Origin of the sequence: Neisseria dumasiana, assembly GCF_022870885.1 — a bacterium.
Lineage (GTDB): Bacteria > Pseudomonadota > Gammaproteobacteria > Burkholderiales > Neisseriaceae > Neisseria > Neisseria dumasiana.
In genome coordinates this window covers 560,379-586,623 of sequence record NZ_CP091509.1, presented here as the reverse complement: position 1 = coordinate 586,623, position 26,245 = coordinate 560,379, and the positions used below count along the sequence as shown (strand labels likewise).

Here is a 26,245-nt window from a genome sequence, read left to right as displayed (position 1 = left end):
TACCAATATGCTCATTTTTGCCGAAAAGACCAAATAAAAAGTAACCATATTTACTTTTAATGAAGTCAAAATCTTGTTGCACAAACCGTACATGTTGAAAAATTCTTGATTTTTCATCACCCGATACTTTTTCTTTTTCCAAAAGCCGCCACGGTAAATCTTCATTGTGCTTAAGAGCCTCTTAAGCTTCTATATGAATACTCATCTACTTAGTTTGATAAACAAGCAGATACTTATTATACTTACCAGTTGAACTTAACCAGCTCCTCATCCATTCTTAAAAAATAATTCTCCAAAGAAAACTAAAATATGTCAGACGAAAAACGTTTCTGCTCGTTTTGCGGCAAACCCGAGCATGAGGTCAAAAACCTGATTGAAGGCGAAAAAGCTTTAATCTGCAATGAATGCGTAGAAACTTGCGGCATTATGCTTCAAAGCCAGCATGAAGATTCCGACAACATCTCTGTTGAAAATGCTCCACAAGACCGATTACCGACTCCGGCCGAAATCGTTGCCAATCTCAACGATCACGTTATCGGACAAGAGCAAGCCAAAAAGGCTTTGGCTGTTGCGGTTTATAACCACTACAAACGCTTGCGCCATCCCAAAAGCAGCGATAATGTAGAATTATCAAAGAGTAATATCCTGCTTATCGGCCCGACGGGCTCCGGAAAAACCCTGCTCGCCCAATCACTGGCACGCAAACTCGACGTACCTTTCGTAATGGCCGATGCCACCACGCTCACAGAGGCAGGCTATGTGGGCGAAGACGTGGAACAGATTATTACGAAATTATTGGGCAAATGTGATTTCGATGTCGAAAAAGCACAGCGCGGTATTGTGTATATCGATGAAATCGACAAAATCTCCCGCAAAAGTGACAACCCTTCGATAACCCGTGACGTATCGGGAGAAGGTGTGCAACAAGCATTGCTGAAACTGATTGAGGGAACGGTTGCCTCCGTTCCTCCCCAAGGCGGGCGCAAACATCCCAATCAAGAATTTATCAATGTAGATACCACCAACATTTTGTTTATCTGTGGCGGTGCGTTTGCCGGTTTGGAAAAAGTTATCCGCCAACGCACGGAAAAAGGCGGAATCGGTTTTGGTGCCGCCGTCAGCAGCAAAGATGAAAACGCTGATATTACGGCTTTATTTGAAACCGTAGAGCCTGAAGACTTAATTAAATTCGGTTTGATTCCCGAACTTATCGGCCGCCTGCCTGTTATCGCCACTCTGGCCGAGCTCGATGAAGATGCATTAATCAATATTCTGACCGAACCGAAAAATGCACTAATCAAACAATACCAAGCGTTGTTTGCTATGGAAGGTGTGGAGTTGGAAGTTTTACCCTCCGCATTACGCAGCATTGCCAAACAAGCGATGGAACGCAAAACCGGCGCACGCGGCCTTCGTTCCATCGTAGAACGCTGCCTGCTGGAAACCATGTACATATTGCCCGGTTTGAAAGAAGTGAAAAAAGTTGTGGTCAATGAAAACGTGATTGAAAAAGGCAGCAAACCTAAATTGTTGCTTTCAGACGGCCAAGAATATCAAGAAACCGAAAACAATAAGAAACCGGCTGCGTAACAAATACTTGTTTGCAAAAGTCCCGTGTTGTCCATATTGGAATATAGACAACACGGGATTTTTATTGACAATATCGAACAAGATTAACTGCATCCACCATTTACGGCTTTTGCCAAGATTGGTTACACAAAACGAAAGCCGTCTGAATTTAATTTATCCAGTCCGCCAGCCAAAGCCTGCCGCGCAACCCCCAATAACTGCTCAAGCCTGTGGTGCTGTGTACCATCTTGCCGTTTTTAATCAAAACGATCGTAGGTGTTACCGACACCTGCCACTGCGCTGAAAGTGCGCTGTCTGCATCGTTTACCGTATCAAAGCTCATGCCGTTGTTACGCATATAATCGCGCACTTCATTCTCCGCTCCGGAACGCAAAGCAACACCTAATACCGGTACACCTACTTGATGTATGCGTTGTATAACCGGAGAAGTATGACGGCAGATTCCGCACCAACTCCCCCAAAAATAAACTATTGCCGTGCGCTCGCTACTCATCCCACTCAAACTGGTTTTGTGTCCGTCGAGCAGAATAAGCGGCTGTTCGGCAAATTCAAGGGGCTGCTCAGGCTTTCGCCACCAGTCAACCGCAAAAGACACCAACAAAACCATCAAGGCCGTCTGAAAAATATTTTTCAACCAACTCTTTGTTTTGATTCCCATTGCTTTAATCCTTATCCCCTTTTATCAAAAAGGGCTGAATGCAAGATAACACCTCATCTAAAATGCGGTTATTGTCTGCATGGCCTTGAGACCACCAGCGTAATTCTAAAGTAGCAGAGCCATCAGAAAGCTCAATTACTGCAATTTGAGGATCCGAAATATCATGACCGCACTGCTCCAAGACGGCTGAAATCACTCGATTTTTAACAGCATCTATATCTAATTGTGCCGATACATTAAAAGTTGTACTTTGACGGTATCTGCCGCTACTGGTATTAACCGTTACCGGTGATGTAAATAATTGCGCATTCGGTATCACAATACGGCGGCCATCATAAGTGCGCAAGGTAGTAGCTCGGATTTCTATATTTTCTACCGTACCTTCAAATGAGCCGGATACAATCCTATCCCCTATCCTAAACGGCTCACTGAGCAGCAACAGAATACCTGAAAGTAAATTTTGAAAAATATCTTTAAATGCGAAACCTATCGCAACCGAGCCGATACCCAACGCACTAATCAACTGGGTAGGCGTAAAATCGGGAATAGCAATCATCATTGAAGCCAAAAATCCGGCAAATATAATTAAGGCTCCTCCGATACGCTGCAAAACCAGCAAAAGATTCATGCGGTTACTCAAACGGCCGGCAAGCAGTTTGGCAGTCAGCCGCTTAAACAGCTTGGATAAAAAATAAAACAGAATAAATACCAACAGCGCCAATACCAAATAAGGAACCCGCAACCAAAATGCCTGAACCATCGCATTTACACTGCCGGTCATGGTTTCATAATGACTAAGACTTTGGCTGATGCCGTTATTTATCTTTTCAAATGTATTCATTGTTATTCCATAGTTTACTTACTTAAGGCCGTCTGAAAACAATTATAAATGCTCCGAACTTACCAAACTGTTTTAAGAGGGGCCATATGTTTAATCAATTTAACTTTTATTGTGGGATTGGGATGCATCATCTGAAAGACTTTTTTGCGATCTTCTCCCCAAACGCAGTAACGAAATCTGTGATCGAATATCTGTTGTCTTATATTGGAAGCCTGCCGACTGTCTGCTCACAACCACATGCGATATTCGATTGGGCGATGATGATTCATCACAAAAAAATGTATGGAATCATAAACAAGAAGTCGAAATTCTTAGATTGAATTTCGACTTCTTATCCCGAGTACATTTCTTTTTAAACTTTTTCACTTGTTTGGAAGCAAATAGACAACAGAAACAGGCAATATAGTTATCTACTTTCCGCCGATTTTTTCACAATCTCCATTAGTCGCATAGCGCTCGGCAGCAGCGGCATTATCGCACTTATAAGCATCTCCGGCACTATTCATCCAAACAGCCTTTGTATAACCGCTGCTTGCTTGAGGCTTGGCCACCAGATGATAAACAAGACTATTACTCTCAGGCACATACACTTGAATATCATATTTCTTCTTTACTTCCGCTTCTTTGTGAAGACCTTCTACAAACAGTCTGAGCTGGCTTTGATCCCTATAACTCGACGGCTGTTTAACCCGCTCCGTTTTAATACGGTTATTGATATTTACCAATTCGTTATGTGCCTGAGCCAAATGGCCACGTTCTATGTAGTGCATATAAGAAGGCAGAGCGATAGTGGCTAAAATACCGATTACTGCAATGGTTATCAGCATTTCAATCAAAGTAAACCCTTTTGATTGGAAAGACATGTTTCTGCTCCCCCCTTACCCTGCAGTCACATAGGACTGTAAAACCACTACCGTATTTTTATTTTTTCCCCACGCTTTGGCGGTAACACGATAGATAACCATGCCGTCATCTTGAGTGCTGATATATTCGATAATATAACGCGGTGATTCACTTGCTCCCATGTTCGCCAATGTCCCTCCGTTAGTATCTATCAAAAGTTTAGCTTTGCCGCCTCCATTGCGCCGTTCCCAAGCTTCAACCTTTGAAGTACCGGGCTCAACGATAATATCTCCGAAAGTACCGGGAGAACTACCTGCGGCACGGCATTTCGCATCCGTACAATTATCCGTGAATTTAACGATACCATCGAAGGCTGCAATTTTACTTTCCCCTTCCCTTAATGCCGCTTCGGCTAAAGCTGCTGCAAATTTTCTATCGGCATCATTAGTACTGATGCGCTGTTCAGTATTGTACGATTGCGTCACACTCACCACAAAAAATGCCACTACAATCATCACCATCAACACGATAAACAACGAAAACCCTTGTTGTGCCGATTTATTGATGTGTTTTAAAGTGTACGGTTTGCGCATGAGTTCCCCCCCCTCACTGAAGCGTTAATGGTATAAATTTGATTTTGATCCTGAGCTCCTCCGCTTAAATTCATTTGTATGAGCGCAGGCATTCTCGTCAAATTAGGAGAATATTCGAATCTTTCAAACTTGGTTTTATCTTTCGGCAATATTTCTTCGGGGCAATTGTTCACATAGGTATATCTGAAATTTGCTCCGGTAACATCTTTAATCAGCAGTTGCGGGCTACTCCAATCATTTCCACTCAATTGAAAACGGAACAATCCCGATTGACCATTAATACTGCCGGTTACATAAGCATTTACCGTGTAATTCATCACCATAATTTCACTTAACTGCAAATCCGAAACACCTAATGTGGTTTTCAGCGCACTTTCATCGGAAGGTATAGTATCGTTTGCAGGACGCACCAAGGTATTGCAACTGCTGAAAATCAAAGGCTGGTTATTTGAAACACCTCTGTCTATACTGCCTATACGTCCCGATCCCGAACCGTACATAAATATCAATGCATCAGACGATGCCGAAAAACCGGCCGGCCTGAAGTTAGATTGGGCTATTGTACGAACAGGCATTAGATTGGACGGATTGTTCTCCAATTTAAACGCTTCCGAACCGGATGTAGAAGTGTTGCGATCATGAATAACCTTACCGTCTTTTTCACCAATCAGGCTGAAACAGCCAAAACCACCTGCCATACGGGCATCCCGCACAACCATATTGGCGGCATTACGCAAATCCTGTTGAAATTTAAGACGGGTATCAGCCGCCGTATTCAAAGTGCGCGCAGTAAAATAACCTGTACTGACCGCAACCAATACCAACAGGCTCAATATGCTGGCTACAGCGAATTCAATCAAACTGAAACCTTGCTGACTATGTTTGCCCGCAATGTGTGAAGAAGATAAGTACATTCTCATGATACGTTACTCCGCAAGGCGTGCTTGGTAGGTATACACAATTTTTTTATTATTTTGAGTTAAGGCTTTATTATCTTTGATTTTTTCGGCTTCCATTTCCCACAACACTTTGATAACAAAAGGATGACTTTCATTGCCTGAACAATGATGTGTAACCGAACTGCCTGAAATAGTCATGTCTTTTCCTGAATTATCATTACAAATAATGTACCAAACATTCGCATTAGGTAGCGCCTTTGATAAGCTGTCCTCAAAACGGCCTAACTGATCTTCTAAAATTTCTCTTTTATTCAAAGAAGTGGAATCAGGAGAGCGACATAAATTATTTCCACTACAAGGTTTTGCTTCAACAGGATTTGAATACCGATAACTTATTGGCTTCCCATTATCATCCACAAATATCTTATTATTATCGTAACTTTTCACAACCCAATTTTCAGGCGTATTGTCATCAACCTTACCGGCACATCGAGGATCATCTTTATCATCTTTGCTACACAACGTAGGATTGATCAGCATACTTTCCATAAGATTTTGAACTGCCTGGGCTACAACAGTTTGGCTCTCAGCTTCCTGCACACTTGCGACTGTTCTTAACTGGGTTGCCAGCAAAGCCAGCACGCCAACTGCCAAAACAAACATAGATACCAACACTTCTACCAAAGTCATACCGCGCTGGCTTTTTTTCAGACGGCCTGTCTTTGGCTTTATTATGTTCTTGTTGCTAACATTCATTTTAGATATTCTTTTTTGGTGTTCATGAAAAGGAAATGATAAACAGACAGAATGTTATGTGTTATCGCTGCTATAACGACATAAATTTTTCATAACATCTTCAGAATTTTGACTTCCATCGGAGTTGCCCGAACATACGGTTGCCCGACCTGCACTATCAATGACAACAATCGTTGAGCGCGCCCTTTTATCTGCCTCGCTACTGGCTGATGCATCGGTAAGAGAAATCTTTACATATCCGGTGGAGTGGTTTAATTTGTCGGCGGCTTGTGCTTTATGACCGAAGGTGCCGTTGGGCAGGAAGCCCCACATGTGATTATTTCCGGTGCGTTCTCCGCTGAAAGCATAATTATCAACCTGATAACTCACTTTGGTATTTTGCGGCGAATTAAGGATTACCGTACGCAGATCCGTGTCTTCATTGCGCTCATAAATGCCGTTTTTATTGTTGTCTGCAAACGCGGCAAGCCCTTGGCCTGTATATTTCATGTCGCAGTATTGATCCGGATTGCCGTCTTTTTTAATTTGGACGGGGCAAACATATACAATGGCATTTAAGCGGACCGCTTCCGCTCTTGCAAAACGCAAAAGATTGGCCACTTGTTCTGCCTGACCCGCTGCACGGCGCGAGGCAATCCACTGGCTCATATTAGGGAGGGCGATCGTAGCCATAATGGCAACAATCGCAATAACGATCAGTAATTCTATTAAGGTAAAACCTTTGCTCTGTGAATGCATGAGTAAACCTGATGACGTTGTTTGAGTAATGTGTCTCGTCCGCAAACCGCTTCAGACGGCCTCATGTGTGATATGCCTGAAAATAATGGTTATGCTACCAACCGGCTTTAAGACGAAAGTTTGACAAACGGCCAACAATAAAACCATTGTGCCATCAATTATTTAGGGCCCCGCAACCCTATTATTGAAGGTGTGATACGACATGTATCTGCCTTCTGAATTAACGATTTGTTTATTTTCGTTTGCTATTGTAAACGATAACGTCATGCCCGCCTAATAAAATATGAAATACGGCTGACAGTATGGGAGAATCTGTATCAATCTTCCATCATTGCCGCCTCAGGCACATATGCGGCATTTTCAAATTTGGTAAACTGGCCGATAAAGGTGAGGAATACTTTTCCGGTTGGGCCGTTACGGTGCTTGCCGATGATACATTCTGCCAAACCTTTAAACTGGGTTTCTGCATTATAGTATTCATCCCGATACATAAACATAATTAAATCAGCATCTTGCTCAATTGCACCCGATTCACGCAAATCCGACATCATCGGCCGTTTATCGGTGCGCTGCTCAACTGTACGGCTCAATTGCGACAATGCTATCACCGGCACTTGCAATTCTTTGGCCAAAGCTTTCAGCGAACGTGAAATCTCTCCCAGCTCCGATGCACGGTTATCACTCCGCCCCGAACCTGCCATCAGCTGAAGGTAGTCAATGACAATCAACCCCAACCTTCCATTGAACTGTCGTGCCAAACGGCGGGCGCGGGCGCGCAGTTCGAGTGCAGTCAGCCCGGGCGTTTCATCAATAAACATCGGCGCATCAGATAGCTTTGCGACGGCATCGTTCAGACGGCCCCAATGTTCGTCTTCCAAACGGCCTGTTTTCAACACATGCTGGTCGAGGCGGCCTACCGAACCGAGCATACGCATTACCAATTGCGCGCCACCCATTTCCATAGAAAACACGGCCACCGGCAATTTGGATTCTACTGCCACATGCTCGGCAATATTGATTGAAAACGCGGTTTTACCCATAGACGGCCGGCCGGCAACGATAATCAAATCTCCGGGTTGAAGCCCCGATGTTTTTTTATCCAAATCGATAAAACCCGTAGCAATGCCGGTTACTTCATCAGGGTTTTCACGCGAATACAGCATGTCGATACGGGCAACCACTTCCCGCAGCAGCGCGGGCATTTCCAAAAAGCCCTGCTTCGACTTGGCCGTGCTTTCGGCAATTTGGAATACTTTATTTTCAGCCTCATCCAAAAGCTGCCCTGCATCCCTTCCTTGAGGATTATAGGCACTGCGTGCAATTTCTGTGCCAACCTCTGCAAGCTGGCGCATTATCGAACGTTCGCGCACAATTTCTGCATAGCGGCGTATGTTGGCCGCCGAAGGGGTGTTCTGAGCCAACGAGATCAGGTAATTGAATCCGCCCGCGGCTTCCAACTCTTCGTTTCTCTCCAGTGCTTCCTGCACTGTAATCACATCCGCCGGCCGACTTTCGTTGATCAAGGCTGCAATATGACGAAAAATCAGGCGGTGCTCATGACGGTAGAAATCTTCAGGGCTGACAACATCTGCTATTCTGTCCCATGCCGAATTTTCCAACAGCAATCCGCCCAATACTGATTGTTCGGCTTCCATAGAATGGGGCGGCAAAGCAAGTGCGCTCACTTCGCGGTCTGTTTCAGACGGCATCATTTCGCTGTAATCATTCATGGAAAAACCTTTCAAAATCTTTAGTGTACCAACTTAAGCGCACCGGAAAAGCCGCAAAAATTGTGCAAATTTCCGATTGCGGAAAGGGCGAATTATAGCTTAACTCTTCCTCAAATCGCGAAGCACAGTCCAAACAAATAAGTTCTACAATAGGGGTTACCTCTTATGAAAAATAAACTTAATTTATTGCCCGAACATCTGAAATAAATAATCTACATTATCAAGCCGTTTTGATTTGCGAATCTTTTTATGTTACACGAGCCGGCTTTTTCTATCTGAGTGAAATCAGATTTGCACTGCTTCTCCATCTTTCCGGAATCTCCAAATGTCAGCTTAATAAAAATAAAAAAACGGCTTGTTGTTAATGACCACCCCATCGATAAAGACCGTGTTTTTCGGATTATAAAAAGGCCGAAGTGTATGCTCCCATTTTCTATGCTTAACTTGCTGATTTTGATATAATGCGCCGTTTGGTTAATCCTCAAAACCACTATTTAAGGATAATATACATGGGCTTTTTGCAAGGTAAAAAAATTCTGATTACCGGCATGATCTCTGAGCGTTCTATTGCTTACGGTATTGCCAAAGCGTGTCATGAACAAGGTGCTGAATTGGCTTTCACTTATGTTGTCGACAAATTAGAAGACCGCGTACGTAAAATGGCCGCAGAACTGGGTTCCGAATTGGTATTCCGCTGCGATGTACAAAGCGATGAAGAAATTGAGAAAACATTTACCGACCTAGGAAAAGTATGGGACGGGTTAGACGGATTGGTTCATTCTATCGGCTTTGCGCCCCGCGAAGCGTTAGACGGTGATTTTTTAGACAGCATCAGCCGCGAGGCTTTCAAAATCGCCCACGAAGTTTCGGCTTACAGCTTGCCTGCCTTGGCAAAAGCGGCGCGCCCGATGATGCAGGGTAGAAACGGCTCGATTTTGGCATTAACCTATCTCGGTGCGGTGAGAGCCGTTCCCCACTACAACGTAATGGGCATGGCCAAAGCCAGCTTGGAAGCAGGCATACGCTTTACCGCTGCTTGCTTGGGCAAAGAAGGCATCCGGTGCAATGGCATTTCAGCAGGCCCGATCAAAACCTTGGCTGCTTCAGGCATTGCCGATTTCAGCAAATTGTTAAACCATGTTGCTTCGCATAATCCGCTCGGCCGCAATGTAACCATCACAGAAGTAGGCAACACGGCAGCATTTTTATTGTCTGACTTGGCTTCAGGCATCACGGGTGAAATTACCTATGTTGACGGCGGCTACAGCATCAATGCTTTAAACGATCCGGACAATATCTAACGGTGTGAGTTGGATATAAAACGGTAATGCCGTATGAAAAGTCCGATTTGATGCTTACATTCAGTTAAGCGTTTAACATGAAAAACCGCAACACCCGGCATTTGTCGGATGTTGCGGTTTTTCACTGTTGAAATGTTATCGGATTACTGTGCGTTATTGATGTTGGTTTTGCAATGGCCGTCTATCATTTATCGGATTTGCATCATTTTCAAGCTACCACAATATCCGTTAAGAGCCATCGCGGTTTAACATTAAAACTGCCCGCTTCCCGAGCGTTTGTTAACCGCATTGCTCCGGCAAAAGCAATCATTGCGCCGTTATCAGTACAATATTCCATCGGGGGAAAATATACTTTTACCTTTTCCGGCAAAGGCTTCGGTTGGCCTTTGATGGGCGCAGTCTGTATTTTCAGACGGCCTAAAGCTTCACGCAACTTCCAATTCGCCCCTACCCCCCCTGCAACAACCAAAGTTCGAAAACCGGTATCCAGTAGGGCTTTGTGTGCTTTTGCAACCAATACATCTACTACCGCATCCTGAAATTCACGGCATATATCGTTACGGGTTTGCTCCGGCACAATACCGCCATGTTGTTCCCGCACTTTTTGCACAGCGGTTAGCACTGCGGTTTTCAAACCGGAAAAGCTCATCTGAATATCAGGCGAGTGCAACATAGGACGGGGAAAATCAAAGGCATTTTCAGCTCCATCCTTAGCAAGTTGGGAAAGCTTGGCTCCGCCGGGATAAGGCAGCCCCAATAATTTTGCTGTTTTGTCAAAAGCCTCACCGGCAGCATCATCAACGCTCTCTCCCAACAGGGTATAGTCTCCAATACATCTCACTGCCATAAATTGGGAATGCCCTCCCGACACGAGCAAAGCAACAAAAGGAAACTCGGGCTTTTCTTCGGAAAGCAGGGGTGACAGCAAATGACCCTCAAGATGATGAATAGGTATAACCGGAATATTTAATGCAAAAGCCAACGCGTTGGCGTAGCTCGATCCCGCAAGCAGCGCTCCTCCCAATCCCGGACCTTGAGTAAAAGCCACAGCATCAAGATCGCTATATTCCACACCTGCCTGTTCCAAACAGCTTTGCGTTAAAGGCACTAACCGGCGGATATGGTCGCGGCTGGCAAGCTCGGGCACCACGCCGCCATACTCTGCATGCATAGCCATTTGCGTGTGCAGCTGATGCGCCAACAAACCCCGTTCCGTGTCGTACAAAGCCACACCGGTTTCATCGCAAGAAGATTCTATTCCCAATACCAACATATCAATATCTAAAAGGCCGTCTGAAAAATGAAGCCCGCTATTCTAGCGGATTCTGATTAAAAATGTTCGGTTACGTTTGAAAACCGCCTGTTCTTTTCAGACGGCCTCGGAAAAGTTTTGGCAATTTGATATCAGCATTTGTTTTAAATATTTCTACCAAACCATTCCACCCTGCCGATAATTGCCACATCATCGGTCATATTATTGAGATTTATTTCAAAGGTAGGATACGCTTCATTGGCTGAAATCACATTGACAATCCCACCCGGCATAAGCTGAAGGCGTTTCACCAAAAGATTTTCATTCAAGCGCAACACATACAAACCGTCGCGGGGAGTAGTTTCGCCATGGTTGATCAAGATGGAATCGCCGTCATTCAACACCCCTTCCATTGAATCGCCTTTTACGGAAATAACAGAAAGGTTTTTAGTATCTCGGGTAATGTAGTTTTCAACCCAATAACGTCTGAACGCCATGCTGAATACAGGTTTTTCATCACCCACCAAGCGGCCATGCCCCGCTGCTGCTTGGATATCGTAACGGGGCACAAAAATAAATTCATCTATATCCACCGGATTACCCAACGTATCTTGTGCTGATGAAGCAGCAGAAGAAGCATCGGGGAAAGGCTCGCCTTCGCCGGTTAGCAACCAATCTATACTACACCCTTTAAGTTGTTTGATTTTCTTTAGCGTTTCAGCTTTTGGCAGCCCTCCTTCGTTCCAAATTCTGCTGAATCCCGCAATGGTCATGTCGATGTCGGCAGCAATTTTGGCTTGACGGGCTTCGTCTTTCCAAAGAAAAACTAATCTGTCTTTAAATGTATCCATCTTTTGTTCCTTGGTCGGGTGTGTTTTTTCATACTTTGAATCCAGTAAGCTTTATTTTACTTTAGTTTTGAATAAAAAGTAAGATTAATTGAAAAATTAAATAAGAAAAAGTATTGATAATTCAGATTTACCTTAGTAGAATAAAAAAACATGAGATTAAATGAAAAACATACCCTCTCAAGTAAGCATAACTATCTTCATTTCGATTTTTTCAATATTTCCCTTACTTCACGTTCGAAAAACTTGAAATGGTTAATTGACATCTGTTACGCAAAAAGCGTGCTATTCAGGAGCGATATTATGAAAATAGGTAGAATTTTAATTGTGTCAGGCGCATTGGTTTCAGCATTTTTTATGATGGTTACCGGTTCTTCTTCTGAAGCAGAAGCTGCTTTTTCTTTAAATGAATGTACCCAATTGAACCATATTGCTTTCGATAAAATGAGCCACTCTCAACAAATATTTGCCCAAAACTGTTCGGCGGCAGAAGCGGCTCAGGCATGGGAACAATCTTACGGTAGTTTAGATGCAGAAATGTTGGTCGCTGGAGTGGTATATGAATAAGAACCACTATAATCAACTTAACTTTTACTGCGGCGCTGCCGCGCCTTAGCCCAAAGAGAACGATTGTGTAAGCCACTGGAATAACAACAGAATCGGTTCCGCACTGCCTGTACTGTCTGCAACTTGATTTCTTGTATTAAAAAGTATTGATTGACTATATATAAGAATCTCCTCAAAAAATAAAAAATGAGAGCCATATGATTTTAGCTCTCACCCCATAAGGCAACGATTCAAGGTGTTATTCACTGATTTTAAAACAGCTTCCAACATGCCCGTGTACCCTTGTGTAGCGGTTGCTAACTTTGCCAATCTGCCGCACTTCCGAAAAAAATTCGTAGTCTCAAGGCCAAAAGCACACCAAAATCAGCTGCTTTACAAGCATTTTTCACACCTTAGCGCCGAGATTTAGCCCCATATCAACAATGCACCGACTGCTCAAACACTCTGATGCCATCTCAATGCCGATTAAAGATGGTTCTGTTTAATCCAATTTTCCAAAGCCTGCGGACTAATACCTTGATTGTCTTCAAAATCTAATTTATTAAGCAGTTTTCCCCGTCCATATTTGGCCAGAACTGGAGTACCGCTCAAACCGTATTGTTTTTTAAACGCAGTCCATGCCGGTTTGTCTTGATTTAGCCTGTGCACATTCACATAATAAATTTTGCCTTGCAATTGGTGTTTATGGATGTAACGCTTGAACATAGGCTCGAAAGCGTCACAATCTCCACAACTCGGACGGCCAATATAAACGTAAAAAGTATCACCTTTGGCCACTTTGTTCTTAAAATTATCAACAGTCAGGCTGTTTAAAACAAAATAAATATCGGAATAAGTGTTTTCCAACCTTTTGGTATTTTCGGCAGACAGTTTTACCGCCACTTCTGCCTCAGTTAATTTGTTGCGCAAATTTTCAACTTCATTTTTTGAAGTGCAGGCAGCCAAAGCCACCACCAAGGCTGGAAAAATAAATTTAACAAACATGGGCATTCTCCTTCAACTTTATGTATCTATTAAATATTTTTGCCATATTTAATTATAAACCCATTGCTAACCACGTCCAACCGCAACAACAGCGAAGCGTTCAGACGGCCTGTGCGGTTTGAATTACAACGGTGTTTTTTATATTTAAATTCACATGTATAAACTTGATTTAACAGCTGCCTTGCAGTAATATTGCTGCATTCATTTATCCGCCGATTTGATACAGCTTGCGGGCGTTAAACAGCTAAAGCGTTAGGTTGCTGACTGCACCCTTCCGTTTTGTGATTCCAGCCCGCTGTGTTACACATCGGGCTTTTGTTGTATGTGTTGGAAAATTTATGATTATTTTGGACAATGTTTCCAAGCGTTACCAAAACCGTGACAAATCATGGTTTACTGCGGTAGAACCCACTACCTTGGAAATAAAAGCAGGCGAAATTTTCGGCCTGATGGGTTATTCGGGCGCAGGAAAATCTACCCTGTTGCGCCTGATTAATTTGTTGGAACGACCCGACACCGGCAAAGTAACTGTCGGTGGAGAGGAGCTTACGGCCTTAAATGCGGCGGCACTGCGCAACGCACGCCAAAATATCGGCATGGTGTTTCAGCAATTTAATTTGTTGAGCAACCGTACTGTTGCCGATAATGTTGCTTTTCCTTTAGAAATCGCAGGCTGGCCGTCTGAAAAAATCAAAAAGCGCGTTGCGGAGTGCTTGGAAATTGTAGGATTGGAAAACCGATCCGAACATTATCCGGCACAACTTTCAGGCGGGCAGAAACAAAGGGTTGGCATAGCGCGCGCATTGGCCTCAAGCCCTAAAGTCATCTTGGCCGACGAGCCTACTTCTGCGTTAGATCCGGCAACCACCCGCAGCGTATTGGAATGTTTGGAAGATATTAACAAACGTTTCAATGTAACAATTGTTATCGTAACTCATGAAATGAGCGTTATCCGCCGTTTGTGCGACCGTGCTGCCCTGCTGCACCAAGGGAAAATTGTAGAAGTAGTAAATGTTGAAAACAATCAGATACATGCACGTTCAGAAATTGGTTGCGAATTGGTGAGGGAAGATTGAGATGGCTGATGTAACCTTCACTGAAGCAGTAGAAAACATTGCCCGTATGCGCGGTGAAATTGTGCAGGCTTTGTGGGAAACGTTCATCATGGTAGGACTTTCCACAACCTTCGCTACTCTATTTGGCACACTGTTGGGCGTATTTTTATTTGTAACTGCCAACCGTCAGCTGCACTATAACCGTCCGGTTAATTTAGTGTGGGACAATTTGGTTAATTTAATGCGGGCATTTCCTTTTGTTATTTTGATGATTGCGATGATTCCGTCAACCCGCGCGATTGTCGGCAGTACAATCGGCCCTGTGGCAGCTTCTTTGGTGCTTAGCGTTTCAGGCATGTTTTATTTTGCACGTTTGGTTGAGCAAAACCTGCGCGAAGTACCCCGGGGAGTAATTGAAGCAGCCAGCAGTATGGGAGCCACGCCGATGACGATTATCCGTAAAGTGCTGTTGAACGAAGCCAGAGCGGGTATGGTATCGAGCATTACTGTTTTGGCAATCGGCCTGTTGTCTTACAGCGCTGCCGCAGGCATGATCGGCGGCGGCGGTTTGGGTGATTTGGCCATACGATACGGTTATTACCGTTATCAAACCGAAGTAATCATTTTCATTGTGGCTATTTTGGTGCTGCTGGTTATTTTGATTCAAAGTTTGGGAAATTTCATTTCCCGCAAACTGGATAAACGATAATTTTTCTTTTGATGCCTAATGCCGTCTGAACTTTTCAGACGGCCCAATCTTCTTTTATCTAATTTACTCAAGGAGTATATGATTATGCAAGCGTCTGTGTTGTTTAAAACTTTTTCTGCCGGTGCGATACTATTCGCCCTGGCTGCCTGTGGCGGTCAAGGCCAAAAAGAAAGTGCTTCTACTCCCGCATCCGATTCAGCTTCAGCCGTAGCGAAAGCGGAAAAGAAAGAAATCGTATTCGGCACCACAGTAGGTGATTTCGGCGACATGGTTAAAGAACAAATCCAGCCTGCTTTGGAGAAAAAAGGTTATACCGTTAAGTTGATTGAATTTACCGACTATGTGCGGCCGAACCAAGCCTTAGCCGAAGGTGAACTGGATATCAACGTATTTCAACACAAACCTTATTTGGATGATTTCAAAAAAGAACATAAATTGGATATTGTTGAAGTATTCCAAGTTCCAACTGCCCCGTTAGGTCTTTATCCGGGTAAATTGAAATCATTAGACGAAGTAAAAGAAGGCAGCAGCGTTTCTGCACCCAATGATCCGTCCAACTTTGCCCGTGCTTTGGTGATGATGAATGAGTTAGGTTGGGTGAAATTGAAAGACGGTATTAACCCGTTAACAGCTTCTAAAAACGATATTGCAGACAATTTGAAAAAAATCAAAATCGTAGAACTTGAAGCTGCCCAACTTCCGCGTAGCCGCGCCGATGTTGACTTTGCAGTTGTCAATGGCAACTATGCAATGAGCAGCGGTATGAAATTGACAGAAACCTTGTTCCAAGAGCCGAGCTTTGCTTATGTGAACTGGGCCGCAGTTAAAACAACCGACAAAGACAGCCAGTGGGTTAAAGACGTTACCGAAGTTTACAATTCCGAAGAATTTAAAACTTATGCCAAGCAACGCTTCGCAGGATATAAATATCCTGCTTCATGGGGTGAACAAGCTGCTCAAGGTGCAGCTTCTGAAGCGGCAGCAACAGCTTCTGCTGCATCCTCAACCAAATAATTACAATCAAATAACACATTGCAAAACGCCTTCTTATATGAAGGCGTTTTCTTTTTTAAATGGGAAAGCAGAGCAGCCGTCTGAAAATTGTTGGAGGGCTTTGCAAAACTGGATGCCGATACAGCAATGCCATAGCAAAAGCTAAGCTGATTTACTATAAATAATTAATTTGATTATAAAAAAGGGTTCTGCCTTTCGACAGAACCCTTTGCTTAAACAATTTCATTAACCGATAAATTCAACGTGTTTCTCTAAAATGCTGTTCAGAGTTTCACCTGACGACATGCCGGAGAATGTAATGCTGTTTTGGTATCTTACTCCATCCTCACCCACTCCGGTAAAGCTTAATGTGTGAGTTTGGTCATTCCATACCGCACCTTGTAAGTCAGCAGGGCTTACCAAATCGGCAAACACCACTTTATCGGTGCCTGCTTGGAAATCCAGAATTTGATCTTTGCCGCTGTTGCTGTTGGCTAAGAATACAAATTTATCTGAACCTTCTCCGCCGGACAAACTGTCGTTACCGGCACCACCAAACAGAATGTCGTCACCGGCACCGCCGTTCAGCCTATCATCGCCGCCATCAGAGCGTCCGTCTAACAGGTCTTCCCAGTTTTTACGCACAAAATCAACTTTTTGCTGCATAGTTGCTGCCTTGCCGCCGTTTTCACTCCATTTGATGAACTCATCCAGTGCAGCAGAGCCCATACCGTCGTGGCTGCCTGCTTCATAAGAAGCTCCAGTAGTACCATTAACCCAAGACAGATTATCTGTATTGATGGAATCACCAAACAGAATATCGTTACCTTCACCACCAAATAAAGTATCGTTAGACACTTCGTTCGCGATGATCGAAGTAGAACCTTTTTGTAACGCTGCATCCAACTCTTTGGGTGAATGAACAATCGACGCTTCACCGGTTTTACCGTGATAAACCACAGATGCATATTTATCATAGAAAATCGGTGCACTTACCACATCACGACCATAACCCAATTGGCCTGAAGGAGTTGTTGTGTCGAAATACTTCAATGTTGTTTGTTCAACACCGTTTCTAAAGCCGATTGCATGCACATCGGATAATGCACTCAATTTCTTGAAGCTATGTAAACCGGCATCTACTGCTTCTTGTGTTACATAACCGATTGTACGCGGATGTCCGCTGGAACCGTCTTTACCGTAGGCAGTAGGTTGGCCGTCGGTCAAGAAGTAAGTAACGTTAGTGTAGCCGTTGCCGGATACTTCTTTAAACCATTTGGCAGTATCTCGGAAAGCATCTTCATAGTTAGTTACACCGCCCGTTTCATCTGCCGTTTGAGCCAAAATGCCTTTCAGCAATTTATTGACATTACGCTCGTTCAAATCACGAATATCTACCACCTCGCGCGCAGTACCGCTGAAAACGATCAAGCTTGTATTCACGCTACCGTCATGTGCGGCCAAATCGGCAGCCAGCTTAAGCAGCGACTTCTTAGCCATATGCAGATAGGACTTACCATCTGCTGCAATAAAGTTTTTCATACTGCTTGAAACGTCAAACAGGATAGCTACGTTGTAATTCGTACCTTTCGTGATAATGGTTTGTGTACCGCCATGATCGCCGATTAATACATCATTACCGCTTCCACCTTTAATGGTATTGGAGTCATTTGTACCGATCGTAATTTTATCGTTGTCGACTCCATTAATCGTGATGCTCAATTTAGCAGTAGAAGTATCACCATCGGCATCTCTCACGGTATAAGTGAATGTATCAACAAGCTTCTGACCGCTATTCAAGGCTTTAACAGCAGAATTATTGCCATTCAGAGTGTAGGTATAAGTACCATCTTGTGCCAGTACCAATTTGCCATACTGACCGTTAGCACTACCTGAGGATGACATAACCGGGGTATCTGCACCCGTTTGATCATTAGCCAACACATTACCGCGTACTGCAGTATCGCGCTCGCTCATGCTGTTTACATCATTAACCGCCACAGGAGCCGTATCGGTAATCTTGATATCTAAAGTATCCATTCCGGTATTACCGGCTTTATCTTTAACCGTTACCACAAATTTATCGGCTACGGAATCATCCCCTCTAGAATGGTCTTTGCGTTCACCATTTTCTGCATAAGTGTAAGCAACTTCACCTTTTGCTGCATTGTAACCATTTACAGTCAAAATACCTTTGTTTGTTTTGATAACAATCGGATTAGACACAGACGCTGTCGTCACATCTTTTCCGGCAACAGTAATCATCGCTACACCATTGGCATCACCAATTTTGATAATGCCACTAACCTTGGCACAACTTGCCTCCTGTACTTGCTGATCTACTGCTTTCACAGACGGAGCTGCCGTATCAATCGAACCGGGATCTGTTGCTTTAGCAATATTACCTGCTGCATCTTTCACCGTAGCTTTAGCAATATATCGACCATCAGGCAATGCGTTCGGCACGTCTACACCGTAGCTGCCATTACCTTTAACGGTAGTCGTCACAGTTTGGGTGTTGCCGTTGGCATCGGTCACCACTACGGTTACTACGGAACCGGCCGGTGCGTCGGTTTTACCCGTAATCGTCGGGGTGTTGTCTTTGCTGTTGTCCGGTGCGTCTACAGTGATTTTCGGTGCAACCGTATCAATAGAACCGTGATCACGGCCTTTGCCTTCGTTACCGGCAGGATCCTTCACTTTGGCTTCGACACTATATCCACCGTCAGGCAATGCGTTCGGCACATCTACACCGTAGCTGCCGTTACCTTTAACGGTAGTCGTCACAGTTTGGGTGTTGCCGTTGGCATCGGTCACCACTACGGTTACTACGGAACCGGCCGGAGCGTCGGTTTTACCCGTAATCGTCGGAGTGTTGTCTTTGCTGTTGTCCGGTGCGTCTACAGTGATTTTCGGTGCAACCGTATCAATAGAACCGTGATCACGGCCTTTGCCTTCGTTACCGGCAGGATCCTTCACTTTGGCTTCGACACTATATCCACCGTCAGGCAATGCGTTCGGCACATCTACACCGTAGCTGCCGTTACCTTTAACGGTAGTCGTCACAGTTTGGGTGTTGCCGTTGGCATCGGTCACCACTACGGTTACTACGGAACCGGCCGGAGCGTCGGTTTTGCCCGTAATCGTCGGGGTGTTGTCTTTGCTGTTGTCCGGTGCGTCTACAGTGATTTTCGGTGCAACCGTATCAATAGAACCGTGATCACGGCCTTTGCCTTCGTTACCGGCAGGATCCTTCACTTTGGCTTCGACACTATATCCACCGTCAGGCAATGCGTTCGGCACATCTACACCGTAGCTGCCGTTACCTTTAACGGTAGTCGTCACAGTTTGGGTGTTGCCGTTGGCATCGGTCACCACTACGGTTACTACGGAACCGGCCGGAGCGTCGGTTTTACCCGTAATCGTCGGAGTGTTGTCTTTGCTGTTGTCCGGTGCGTCTACAGTGATTTTCGGTGCAACCGTATCAATAGAACCGTGATCACGGCCTTTGCCTTCGTTACCGGCAGGATCCTTCACTTTGGCTTCGACACTATATCCACCGTCAGGCAATGCGTTCGGCACATCTACACCGTAGCTGCCGTTACCTTTAACGGTAGTCGTCACAGTTTGGGTGTTGCCGTTGGCATCGGTCACCACTACGGTTACTACGGAACCGGCCGGAGCGTCGGTTTTGCCCGTAATCGTCGGGGTGTTGTCTTTGCTGTTGTCCGGTGCGTCTACAGTGATTTTCGGTGCAACCGTATCAATAGAACCGTGATCACGGCCTTTGCCTTCGTTACCGGCAGGATCCTTCACTTTGGCTTCGACACTATATCCACCGTCAGGCAATGCGTTCGGCACATCTACACCGTAGCTGCCGTTACCTTTAACGGTAGTCGTCACAGTTTGGGTGTTGCCGTTGGCATCGGTCACCACTACGGTTACTACGGAACCGGCCGGTGCGTCGGTTTTACCCGTAATCGTCGGGGTGTTGTCTTTGCTGTTGTCCGGTGCGTCTACAGTGATTTTCGGTGCAACCGTATCAATAGAACCGTGATCACGGCCTTTGCCTTCGTTACCGGCAGGATCCTTCACTTTGGCTTCGACACTATATCCACCGTCAGGCAATGCGTTCGGCACATCTACACCGTAGCTGCCGTTACCTTTAACGGTAGTCGTCACAGTTTGGGTGTTGCCGTTGGCATCGGTCACCACTACGGTTACCACGGAACCGGCCGGAGCGTCGGTTTTGCCCGTAATCGTCGGGGTGTTGTCTTTGCTGTTGTCCGGTGCGTCTACGCTGATCATCGGCGCAGAGGTATCGATAACGTTGCCTTCTTTGTCTTCGGCAGTGGCGGTATTGCCCGCTTTGTCGCTGACGGTGGCTTTAACGCTGTATTCGCCGTCTGGCAATGCATTCGGTACGTCTACGCTGTAACCGCCGTCTTTCTGAACGGTGGTGCTGACGGTTTGGGTATTGCCTTTGGCATCGGTTACCACCAAAGTCACCACTTGGCCTTCTTCCACGTCGGTGGTGGTGCCGGTGATGGTCGGGGTGTTGTCGCTGCTCAGTGCCGGTGCGTCTACGGTAATGGCGGCTTGGGTGTCCACCGAACCTTTGTCGGCGGCTTTGCCTTCGTTACCGGACGGATCTTTGACTTTGGCTTCCGCCGTGTAGTTGCCGTCGGGCAATGCGTTCGGCACGTCTACGCTGTAACCGCCGTCTTTCTGAACGGTGGTGCTGACGGTTTGGGTGTTGCCCTTGGCATCGGTCACTACTACGGTTACCACGGAACCGGCCGGAGCGTCGGTTTTACCCGTAATCGTCGGGGTGTTGTCTTTGCTGTTGTCCGGTGCGTCTACGCTGATCATCGGCGCAGAGGTATCGATAACGTTGCCTTCTTTGTCTTCGGCAGTGGCGGTATTGCCCGCTTTGTCGCTGACGGTGGCTTTAACGCTGTATTCGCCGTCCGGCAATGCATTCGGTACGTCTACGCTGTAACCGCCGTCTTTCTGAACGGTGGTGCTGACGGTTTGGGTATTGCCTTTGGCATCGGTTACCACCAAAGTCACCACTTGGCCTTCTTCCACGTCGGTGGTGGTGCCGGTGATGGTCGGGGTGTTGTCGCTGCTCAGTGCCGGTGCGTCTACGGTAATGGCGGCTTGGGTGTCCACCGAACCTTTGTCGGCGGCTTTGCCTTCGTTACCGGACGGATCTTTGACTTTGGCTTCCGCCGTGTAGTTGCCGTCGGGCAATGCGTTCGGCACGTCTACGCTGTAACCGCCGTCTTTCTGAACGGTGGTGCTGACGGTTTGGGTGTTGCCCTTGGCATCGGTCACTACTACGGTTACCACGGAACCGGCCGGAGCGTCGGTTTTGCCCGTAATCGTCGGAGTGTTGTCTTTGCTGTTGTCCGGTGCGTCTACGCTGATCATCGGCGCAGAGGTATCGATAACGTTGCCTTCTTTGTCTTCGGCAGTGGCGGTATTGCCCGCTTTGTCGTTGACGGTGGCTTTAACGCTGTATTCGCCGTCCGGCAATGCATTCGGTACGTCTACGCTGTAACCGCCGTCTTTCTGAACGGTGGTGCTGACGGTTTGGGTATTGCCTTTGGCATCGGTTACCACCAAAGTCACCACTTGGCCTTCTTCCACGTCGGTGGTGGTGCCGGTGATGGTCGGGGTGTTGTCGCTGCTCAGTGCCGGTGCGTCTACGGTAATGGCGGCTTGGGTGTCCACCGAACCTTTGTCGGCGGCTTTGCCTTCGTTACCGGACGGATCTTTGACTTTGGCTTCCGCCGTGTAGTTGCCGTCGGGCAATGCGTTCGGCACGTCTACGCTGTAACCGCCGTCTTTCTGAACGGTGGTGCTGACGGTTTGGGTGTTGCCCTTGGCATCGGTCACTACTACGGTTACCACGGAACCGGCCGGAGCGTCGGTTTTACCCGTAATCGTCGGGGTGTTGTCTTTGCTGTTGTCCGGTGCGTCTACGCTGATCATCGGCGCAGAGGTATCGATAACGTTGCCTTCTTTGTCTTCGGCAGTGGCGGTATTGCCCGCTTTGTCGCTGACGGTGGCTTTAACGCTGTATTCGCCGTCTGGCAATGCATTCGGTACGTCTACGCTGTAACCGCCGTCTTTCTGAACGGTGGTGCTGACGGTTTGGGTATTGCCTTTGGCATCGGTTACCACCAAAGTCACCACTTGGCCTTCTTCCACGTCGGTGGTGGTGCCGGTGATGGTCGGGGTGTTGTCGCTGCTCAGTGCCGGTGCGTCTACGGTAATGGCGGCTTGGGTGTCCACCGAACCTTTGTCGGCGGCTTTGCCTTCGTTACCGGACGGATCTTTGACTTTGGCTTCCGCCGTGTAGTTGCCGTCGGGCAATGCGTTCGGCACGTCTACGCTGTAACCGCCGTCTTTCTGAACGGTGGTGCTGACGGTTTGGGTGTTGCCCTTGGCATCGGTCACTACTACGGTTACCACGGAACCGGCCGGAGCGTCGGTTTTGCCCGTAATCGTCGGGGTGTTGTCTTTGCTGTTGTCCGGTGCGTCTACGCTGATCATCGGCGCAGAGGTATCGATAACGTTGCCTTCTTTGTCTTCGGCAGTGGCGGTATTGCCCGCTTTGTCGCTGACGGTGGCTTTAACGCTGTATTCGCCGTCCGGCAATGCATTCGGTACGTCTACGCTGTAACCGCCGTCTTTCTGAACGGTGGTGCTGACGGTTTGGGTATTGCCTTTGGCATCGGTTACCACCAAAGTCACCACTTGGCCTTCTTCCACGTCGGTGGTGGTGCCGGTGATGGTCGGGGTGTTGTCGCTGCTCAGTGCCGGTGCGTCTACGGTAATGGCGGCTTGGGTGTCCACCGAACCTTTGTCGGCGGCTTTGCCTTCGTTACCGGACGGATCTTTGACTTTGGCTTCCGCCGTGTAGTTGCCGTCGGGCAATGCGTTCGGCACGTCTACGCTGTAACCGCCGTCTTTCTGAACGGTGGTGCTGACGGTTTGGGTGTTGCCCTTGGCATCGGTCACTACTACGGTTACCACGGAACCGGCCGGAGCGTCGGTTTTACCCGTAATCGTCGGGGTGTTGTCTTTGCTGTTGTCCGGTGCGTCTACGCTGATCATCGGCGCAGAGGTATCGATAACGTTGCCTTCTTTGTCTTCGGCAGTGGCGGTATTGCCCGCTTTGTCGCTGACGGTGGCTTTAACGCTGTATTCGCCGTCCGGCAATGCATTCGGTACGTCTACGCTGTAACCGCCGTCTTTCTGAACGGTGGTGCTGACGGTTTGGGTATTGCCTTTGGCATCGGTTACCACCAAAGTCACCACTTGGCCTTCTTCCACGTCGGTGGTGGTGCCGGTGATGGTCGGGGTGTTGTCGCTGCTCAGTGCCGGTGCGTCTACGGTAATGGCGGCTTGGGTGTCCACCGAACCTTTGTCGGCGGCTTTGCCTTCGTTACCGGACGGATCTTTGACTTTGGCTTCCGCCGTGTAGTTGCCGTCGGGCAATGCGTTCGGCACGTCTACGCTGTAACCGCCGTCTTTCTGAACGGTGGTGCTGACGGTTTGGGTGTTGCCCTTGGCATCGGTCACTACTACGGTTACCACGGAACCGGCCGGAGCGTCGGTTTTGCCCGTAATCGTCGGGGTGTTGTCTTTGCTGTTGTCCGGTGCGTCTACGCTGATCATCGGCGCAGAGGTATCGATAACGTTGCCTTCTTTGTCTTCGGCAGTGGCGGTATTGCCCGCTTTGTCGCTGACGGTGGCTTTAACGCTGTATTCGCCGTCCGGCAATGCATTCGGTACGTCTACGCTGTAACCGCCGTCTTTCTGAACGGTGGTGCTGACGGTTTGGGTATTGCCTTTGGCATCGGTTACCACCAAAGTCACCACTTGGCCTTCTTCCACGTCGGTGGTGGTGCCGGTGATGGTCGGGGTGTTGTCGCTGCTCAGTGCCGGTGCGTCTACGGTGATGGCGGCTTGGGTGTCCACCGAACCTTTGTCGGCGGCTTTGCCTTCGTTACCGGACGGATCTTTGACTTTGGCTTCCGCCGTGTAGTTGCCGTCGGGCAATGCGTTCGGCACGTCTACGCTGTAACCGCCGTCTTTCTGAACGGTGGTGCTGACGGTTTGGGTGTTGCCCTTGGCATCGGTCACTACTACGGTTACCACGGAACCGGCCGGAGCGTCGGTTTTGCCCGTAATCGTCGGGGTGTTGTCTTTGCTGTTGTCCGGTGCGTCTACGCTGATCATCGGCGCAGAGGTATCGATAACGTTGCCTTCTTTGTCTTCGGCAGTGGCGGTATTGCCCGCTTTGTCGCTGACGGTGGCTTTAACGCTGTATTCGCCGTCCGGCAATGCATTCGGTACGTCTACGCTGTAACCGCCGTCTTTCTGAACGGTGGTGCTGACGGTTTGGGTATTGCCTTTGGCATCGGTTACCACCAAAGTCACCACTTGGCCTTCTTCCACGTCGGTGGTGGTGCCGGTGATGGTCGGGGTGTTGTCGCTGCTCAGTGCCGGTGCGTCTACGGTGATGGCGGCTTGGGTGTCCACCGAACCTTTGTCGGCGGCTTTGCCTTCGTTACCGGACGGATCTTTGACTTTGGCTTCCGCCGTGTAGTTGCCGTCGGGCAATGCGTTCGGCACGTCTACGCTGTAACCGCCGTCTTTCTGAACGGTGGTGCTGACGGTTTGGGTGTTGCCCTTGGCATCGGTCACTACTACGGTTACCACGGAACCGGCCGGAGCGTCGGTTTTGCCCGTAATCGTCGGGGTGTTGTCTTTGCTGTTGTCCGGTGCGTCTACGCTGATCATCGGCGCGGTGGTGTCGATAGAACCGTTATCTTGGGCAGTACCTTCATTACCCAATTTATCTTTAACGGTTGCTGTTACGGTATATTTTCCATCGGGCAATGCTTCGGGAACATCGATACTATAGCTGCCGTCTTTTTGAACGGTGGTAGTTAGGGTTTGTACTTTACCGTTGGCATCGGTTACTACGATGGTAACAATTTGGCCTTCTTCTACATCTTTTACAGAACCTGTGATGGTAGGTGTGGTATCAACGCTTGCATCAGGCGCATCAACGGTAATTTTAGCGGTTGTATCAATGCTGCCCGGGTCGGTTGCAGTAGCTGACTTGCCGGAAGACGTCTGCACAGTAGCGGTAGCGAGATACTCTCCGTCGGCCAAAGGTGCTTGCGGTTCTACAGAATAAAAGCCGGTTTCTCCGATAATGGTAGAAACGGTTTGGGTATTGCCTTGGCTGTCGGTTAACACAACCGTTACAATGCTTCCCGGCTCGGCAAAAGCTACATTACCTGTAATTTCAGGGGTGTTATCGGTTGTATTGTCGGGGGCATTAACCGAAATAGCCGGATCACGCGGAGCATCGTCATCATTTGCACCCAAAGCGGCCAAACCGCCCAAAGGCAGAGCGGCCAACAGCCACAAGGGATTAGGCAGCCACATTGCGCTGATGATCTCACCGCCCAAAGCCTGACCGGCCTGAACTTCTTTGGCCAGCATCGTTACCGCATCAGAAGTTTCCGTGCTTTCCGGAACATAAGGATAAACATTTCCGTTTTCGTGCTCGCCGACCAGCAAGCTGCTTTTCGATGCGCCTGTTTCGCTTGAATAGTAACCTTCTAAAATCAAATCCGGATTTTGGATTTCGCTGCCTTCGAACGCAATTTCAAGGTTGTCACCCACGCGCTTAGTCATGATGTTTTCAGGAGCGAACTGGGTCATCTCATCGACAAATTGATAGTTCACATCGGCTTGCGCAGGAATGCGCAAAACTTCGCTTGAGGCCGTCTGAAACTTGACTGTTTCCACAGTTTCTTTGGCATTGTTAATTTTTAACGTAATGTTTTTAGACAT

Annotated in this window: 18 protein-coding genes; 6 read left to right on the top strand and 12 right to left on the bottom strand. The window is 47.1% G+C overall.

Annotated elements, in window-relative coordinates; translation table 11 throughout:
* The first annotated feature begins 309 nt into the window (after positions 1-309).
* On the top strand, positions 310-1,590 hold the full coding sequence (gene clpX, locus LVJ88_RS02645) for an ATP-dependent Clp protease ATP-binding subunit ClpX (protein ID WP_085356082.1): 1,281 nt from the start codon (positions 310-312) through the stop codon (positions 1,588-1,590).
* Positions 1,591-1,738: 148 nt separating this feature from the next.
* Here the strand turns inward: clpX and LVJ88_RS02640 are convergent, their stop codons facing one another.
* From LVJ88_RS02640 to dnaB, 8 genes are all read right to left on the bottom strand, one after another.
* Positions 1,739-2,248, bottom strand: coding sequence for a protein disulfide oxidoreductase (locus LVJ88_RS02640; RefSeq protein ID WP_085418120.1), 510 nt, complete (start codon positions 2,246-2,248; stop codon positions 1,739-1,741).
* 4 nt (positions 2,249-2,252) lie between these two features.
* On the bottom strand, positions 2,253-3,089 hold the full coding sequence (locus LVJ88_RS02635; RefSeq protein ID WP_085418119.1) for a mechanosensitive ion channel family protein: 837 nt from the start codon (positions 3,087-3,089) through the stop codon (positions 2,253-2,255).
* A gap of 410 nt (positions 3,090-3,499) precedes the next feature.
* A complete protein-coding gene (locus tag LVJ88_RS02630; RefSeq protein ID WP_085418166.1) occupies positions 3,500-3,952 on the bottom strand; it encodes a PilX family type IV pilin in 453 nt (150 codons plus the stop codon).
* A gap of 15 nt (positions 3,953-3,967) precedes the next feature.
* Positions 3,968-4,525: a pilus assembly PilX family protein gene (locus LVJ88_RS02620; RefSeq protein ID WP_085418117.1), complete on the bottom strand. Its 558-nt coding sequence runs from the start codon at positions 4,523-4,525 to the stop codon at positions 3,968-3,970.
* A complete protein-coding gene (locus tag LVJ88_RS02615) occupies positions 4,504-5,445 on the bottom strand; it encodes a PilW family protein (RefSeq protein ID WP_233127534.1) in 942 nt (313 codons plus the stop codon). The genes LVJ88_RS02620 and LVJ88_RS02615 overlap by 22 nt, the downstream gene beginning before the upstream one ends.
* Positions 5,446-5,451: 6 nt before the next feature.
* A complete protein-coding gene (pilV, locus tag LVJ88_RS02610; protein WP_085418116.1) occupies positions 5,452-6,180 on the bottom strand; it encodes a type IV pilus modification protein PilV in 729 nt (242 codons plus the stop codon).
* Positions 6,181-6,234: 54 nt separating this feature from the next.
* Positions 6,235-6,918, bottom strand: a complete 684-nt coding sequence (locus LVJ88_RS02605; protein ID WP_085418115.1) for a GspH/FimT family pseudopilin — start codon at positions 6,916-6,918, stop codon at positions 6,235-6,237.
* A gap of 317 nt (positions 6,919-7,235) precedes the next feature.
* Positions 7,236-8,648 (bottom strand): replicative DNA helicase, encoded by a 1,413-nt coding sequence (gene dnaB / locus LVJ88_RS02595; protein ID WP_054599357.1) that lies wholly within the window; start codon positions 8,646-8,648, stop codon positions 7,236-7,238.
* Between the two features lie 509 nt (positions 8,649-9,157).
* On the opposite strand from dnaB, the gene fabI reads away from it, so the two are divergent.
* Positions 9,158-9,949 (top strand): enoyl-ACP reductase FabI, encoded by a 792-nt coding sequence (gene fabI / locus LVJ88_RS02590; RefSeq protein WP_054599358.1) that lies wholly within the window; start codon positions 9,158-9,160, stop codon positions 9,947-9,949.
* 208 nt (positions 9,950-10,157) lie between these two features.
* Here the strand turns inward: fabI and tsaD are convergent, their stop codons facing one another.
* On the bottom strand, positions 10,158-11,222 hold the full coding sequence (gene tsaD / locus LVJ88_RS02585; RefSeq protein ID WP_085418113.1) for a tRNA (adenosine(37)-N6)-threonylcarbamoyltransferase complex transferase subunit TsaD: 1,065 nt from the start codon (positions 11,220-11,222) through the stop codon (positions 10,158-10,160).
* 143 nt (positions 11,223-11,365) lie between these two features.
* On the bottom strand, positions 11,366-12,052 hold the full coding sequence (locus LVJ88_RS02580) for a S24 family peptidase (protein ID WP_054599360.1): 687 nt from the start codon (positions 12,050-12,052) through the stop codon (positions 11,366-11,368).
* A 300-nt stretch (positions 12,053-12,352) separates the two neighbouring features.
* Here LVJ88_RS02580 and LVJ88_RS02575 point away from each other — a divergent pair, with 300 nt between their 5' ends.
* Positions 12,353-12,616: a hypothetical protein gene (locus LVJ88_RS02575; RefSeq protein ID WP_085418112.1), complete on the top strand. Its 264-nt coding sequence runs from the start codon at positions 12,353-12,355 to the stop codon at positions 12,614-12,616.
* A gap of 465 nt (positions 12,617-13,081) precedes the next feature.
* Here LVJ88_RS02575 and LVJ88_RS02570 read toward each other — a convergent pair whose 3' ends face one another.
* Positions 13,082-13,600: a thioredoxin family protein gene (locus LVJ88_RS02570; protein ID WP_085418111.1), complete on the bottom strand. Its 519-nt coding sequence runs from the start codon at positions 13,598-13,600 to the stop codon at positions 13,082-13,084.
* 338 nt (positions 13,601-13,938) lie between these two features.
* On the opposite strand from LVJ88_RS02570, the gene LVJ88_RS02565 reads away from it, so the two are divergent.
* The 3 genes from LVJ88_RS02565 to LVJ88_RS02555 all read left to right on the top strand — a co-directional run bounded on the left by LVJ88_RS02565 (position 13,939) and on the right by LVJ88_RS02555 (position 16,378).
* Positions 13,939-14,676, top strand: a complete 738-nt coding sequence (locus LVJ88_RS02565; protein ID WP_085418110.1) for a methionine ABC transporter ATP-binding protein — start codon at positions 13,939-13,941, stop codon at positions 14,674-14,676.
* A 1-nt stretch (position 14,677) separates the two neighbouring features.
* Positions 14,678-15,364, top strand: a complete 687-nt coding sequence (locus LVJ88_RS02560; protein ID WP_085418109.1) for a methionine ABC transporter permease — start codon at positions 14,678-14,680, stop codon at positions 15,362-15,364.
* 84 nt (positions 15,365-15,448) lie between these two features.
* Complete coding sequence (locus tag LVJ88_RS02555) at positions 15,449-16,378, top strand: MetQ/NlpA family ABC transporter substrate-binding protein (protein ID WP_085418164.1); 930 nt, start codon at positions 15,449-15,451, stop codon at positions 16,376-16,378.
* Between the two features lie 225 nt (positions 16,379-16,603).
* Here LVJ88_RS02555 and LVJ88_RS02550 read toward each other — a convergent pair whose 3' ends face one another.
* Positions 16,604-26,245, bottom strand: a complete 9,642-nt coding sequence (locus LVJ88_RS02550; RefSeq protein ID WP_244694180.1) for an Ig-like domain-containing protein — start codon at positions 26,243-26,245, stop codon at positions 16,604-16,606.

What these genes read in the sequence shown, in the direction of transcription:
- clpX (WP_085356082.1), top strand. Translation starts at nt 310, where the DNA reads ATGTCAGACGAAAAACGTTTCTGCTCGTTTTGCGGCAAACCCGAGCAT.
- LVJ88_RS02640 (WP_085418120.1), bottom strand. Translation starts at nt 2,248, where the DNA reads ATGGGAATCAAAACAAAGAGTTGGTTGAAAAATATTTTTCAGACGGCC.
- LVJ88_RS02635 (WP_085418119.1), bottom strand. Translation starts at nt 3,089, where the DNA reads ATGAATACATTTGAAAAGATAAATAACGGCATCAGCCAAAGTCTTAGT.
- LVJ88_RS02630 (WP_085418166.1), bottom strand. Translation starts at nt 3,952, where the DNA reads ATGTCTTTCCAATCAAAAGGGTTTACTTTGATTGAAATGCTGATAACC.
- LVJ88_RS02620 (WP_085418117.1), bottom strand. Translation starts at nt 4,525, where the DNA reads ATGCGCAAACCGTACACTTTAAAACACATCAATAAATCGGCACAACAA.
- LVJ88_RS02615 (WP_233127534.1), bottom strand. Translation starts at nt 5,445, where the DNA reads ATGAGAATGTACTTATCTTCTTCACACATTGCGGGCAAACATAGTCAG.
- pilV (WP_085418116.1), bottom strand. Translation starts at nt 6,180, where the DNA reads ATGAATGTTAGCAACAAGAACATAATAAAGCCAAAGACAGGCCGTCTG.
- LVJ88_RS02605 (WP_085418115.1), bottom strand. Translation starts at nt 6,918, where the DNA reads ATGCATTCACAGAGCAAAGGTTTTACCTTAATAGAATTACTGATCGTT.
- dnaB (WP_054599357.1), bottom strand. Translation starts at nt 8,648, where the DNA reads ATGAATGATTACAGCGAAATGATGCCGTCTGAAACAGACCGCGAAGTG.
- fabI (WP_054599358.1), top strand. Translation starts at nt 9,158, where the DNA reads ATGGGCTTTTTGCAAGGTAAAAAAATTCTGATTACCGGCATGATCTCT.
- tsaD (WP_085418113.1), bottom strand. Translation starts at nt 11,222, where the DNA reads ATGTTGGTATTGGGAATAGAATCTTCTTGCGATGAAACCGGTGTGGCT.
- LVJ88_RS02580 (WP_054599360.1), bottom strand. Translation starts at nt 12,052, where the DNA reads ATGGATACATTTAAAGACAGATTAGTTTTTCTTTGGAAAGACGAAGCC.
- LVJ88_RS02575 (WP_085418112.1), top strand. Translation starts at nt 12,353, where the DNA reads ATGAAAATAGGTAGAATTTTAATTGTGTCAGGCGCATTGGTTTCAGCA.
- LVJ88_RS02570 (WP_085418111.1), bottom strand. Translation starts at nt 13,600, where the DNA reads ATGTTTGTTAAATTTATTTTTCCAGCCTTGGTGGTGGCTTTGGCTGCC.
- LVJ88_RS02565 (WP_085418110.1), top strand. Translation starts at nt 13,939, where the DNA reads ATGATTATTTTGGACAATGTTTCCAAGCGTTACCAAAACCGTGACAAA.
- LVJ88_RS02560 (WP_085418109.1), top strand. Translation starts at nt 14,678, where the DNA reads ATGGCTGATGTAACCTTCACTGAAGCAGTAGAAAACATTGCCCGTATG.
- LVJ88_RS02555 (WP_085418164.1), top strand. Translation starts at nt 15,449, where the DNA reads ATGCAAGCGTCTGTGTTGTTTAAAACTTTTTCTGCCGGTGCGATACTA.
- LVJ88_RS02550 (WP_244694180.1), bottom strand. Translation starts at nt 26,245, where the DNA reads ATGTCTAAAAACATTACGTTAAAAATTAACAATGCCAAAGAAACTGTG.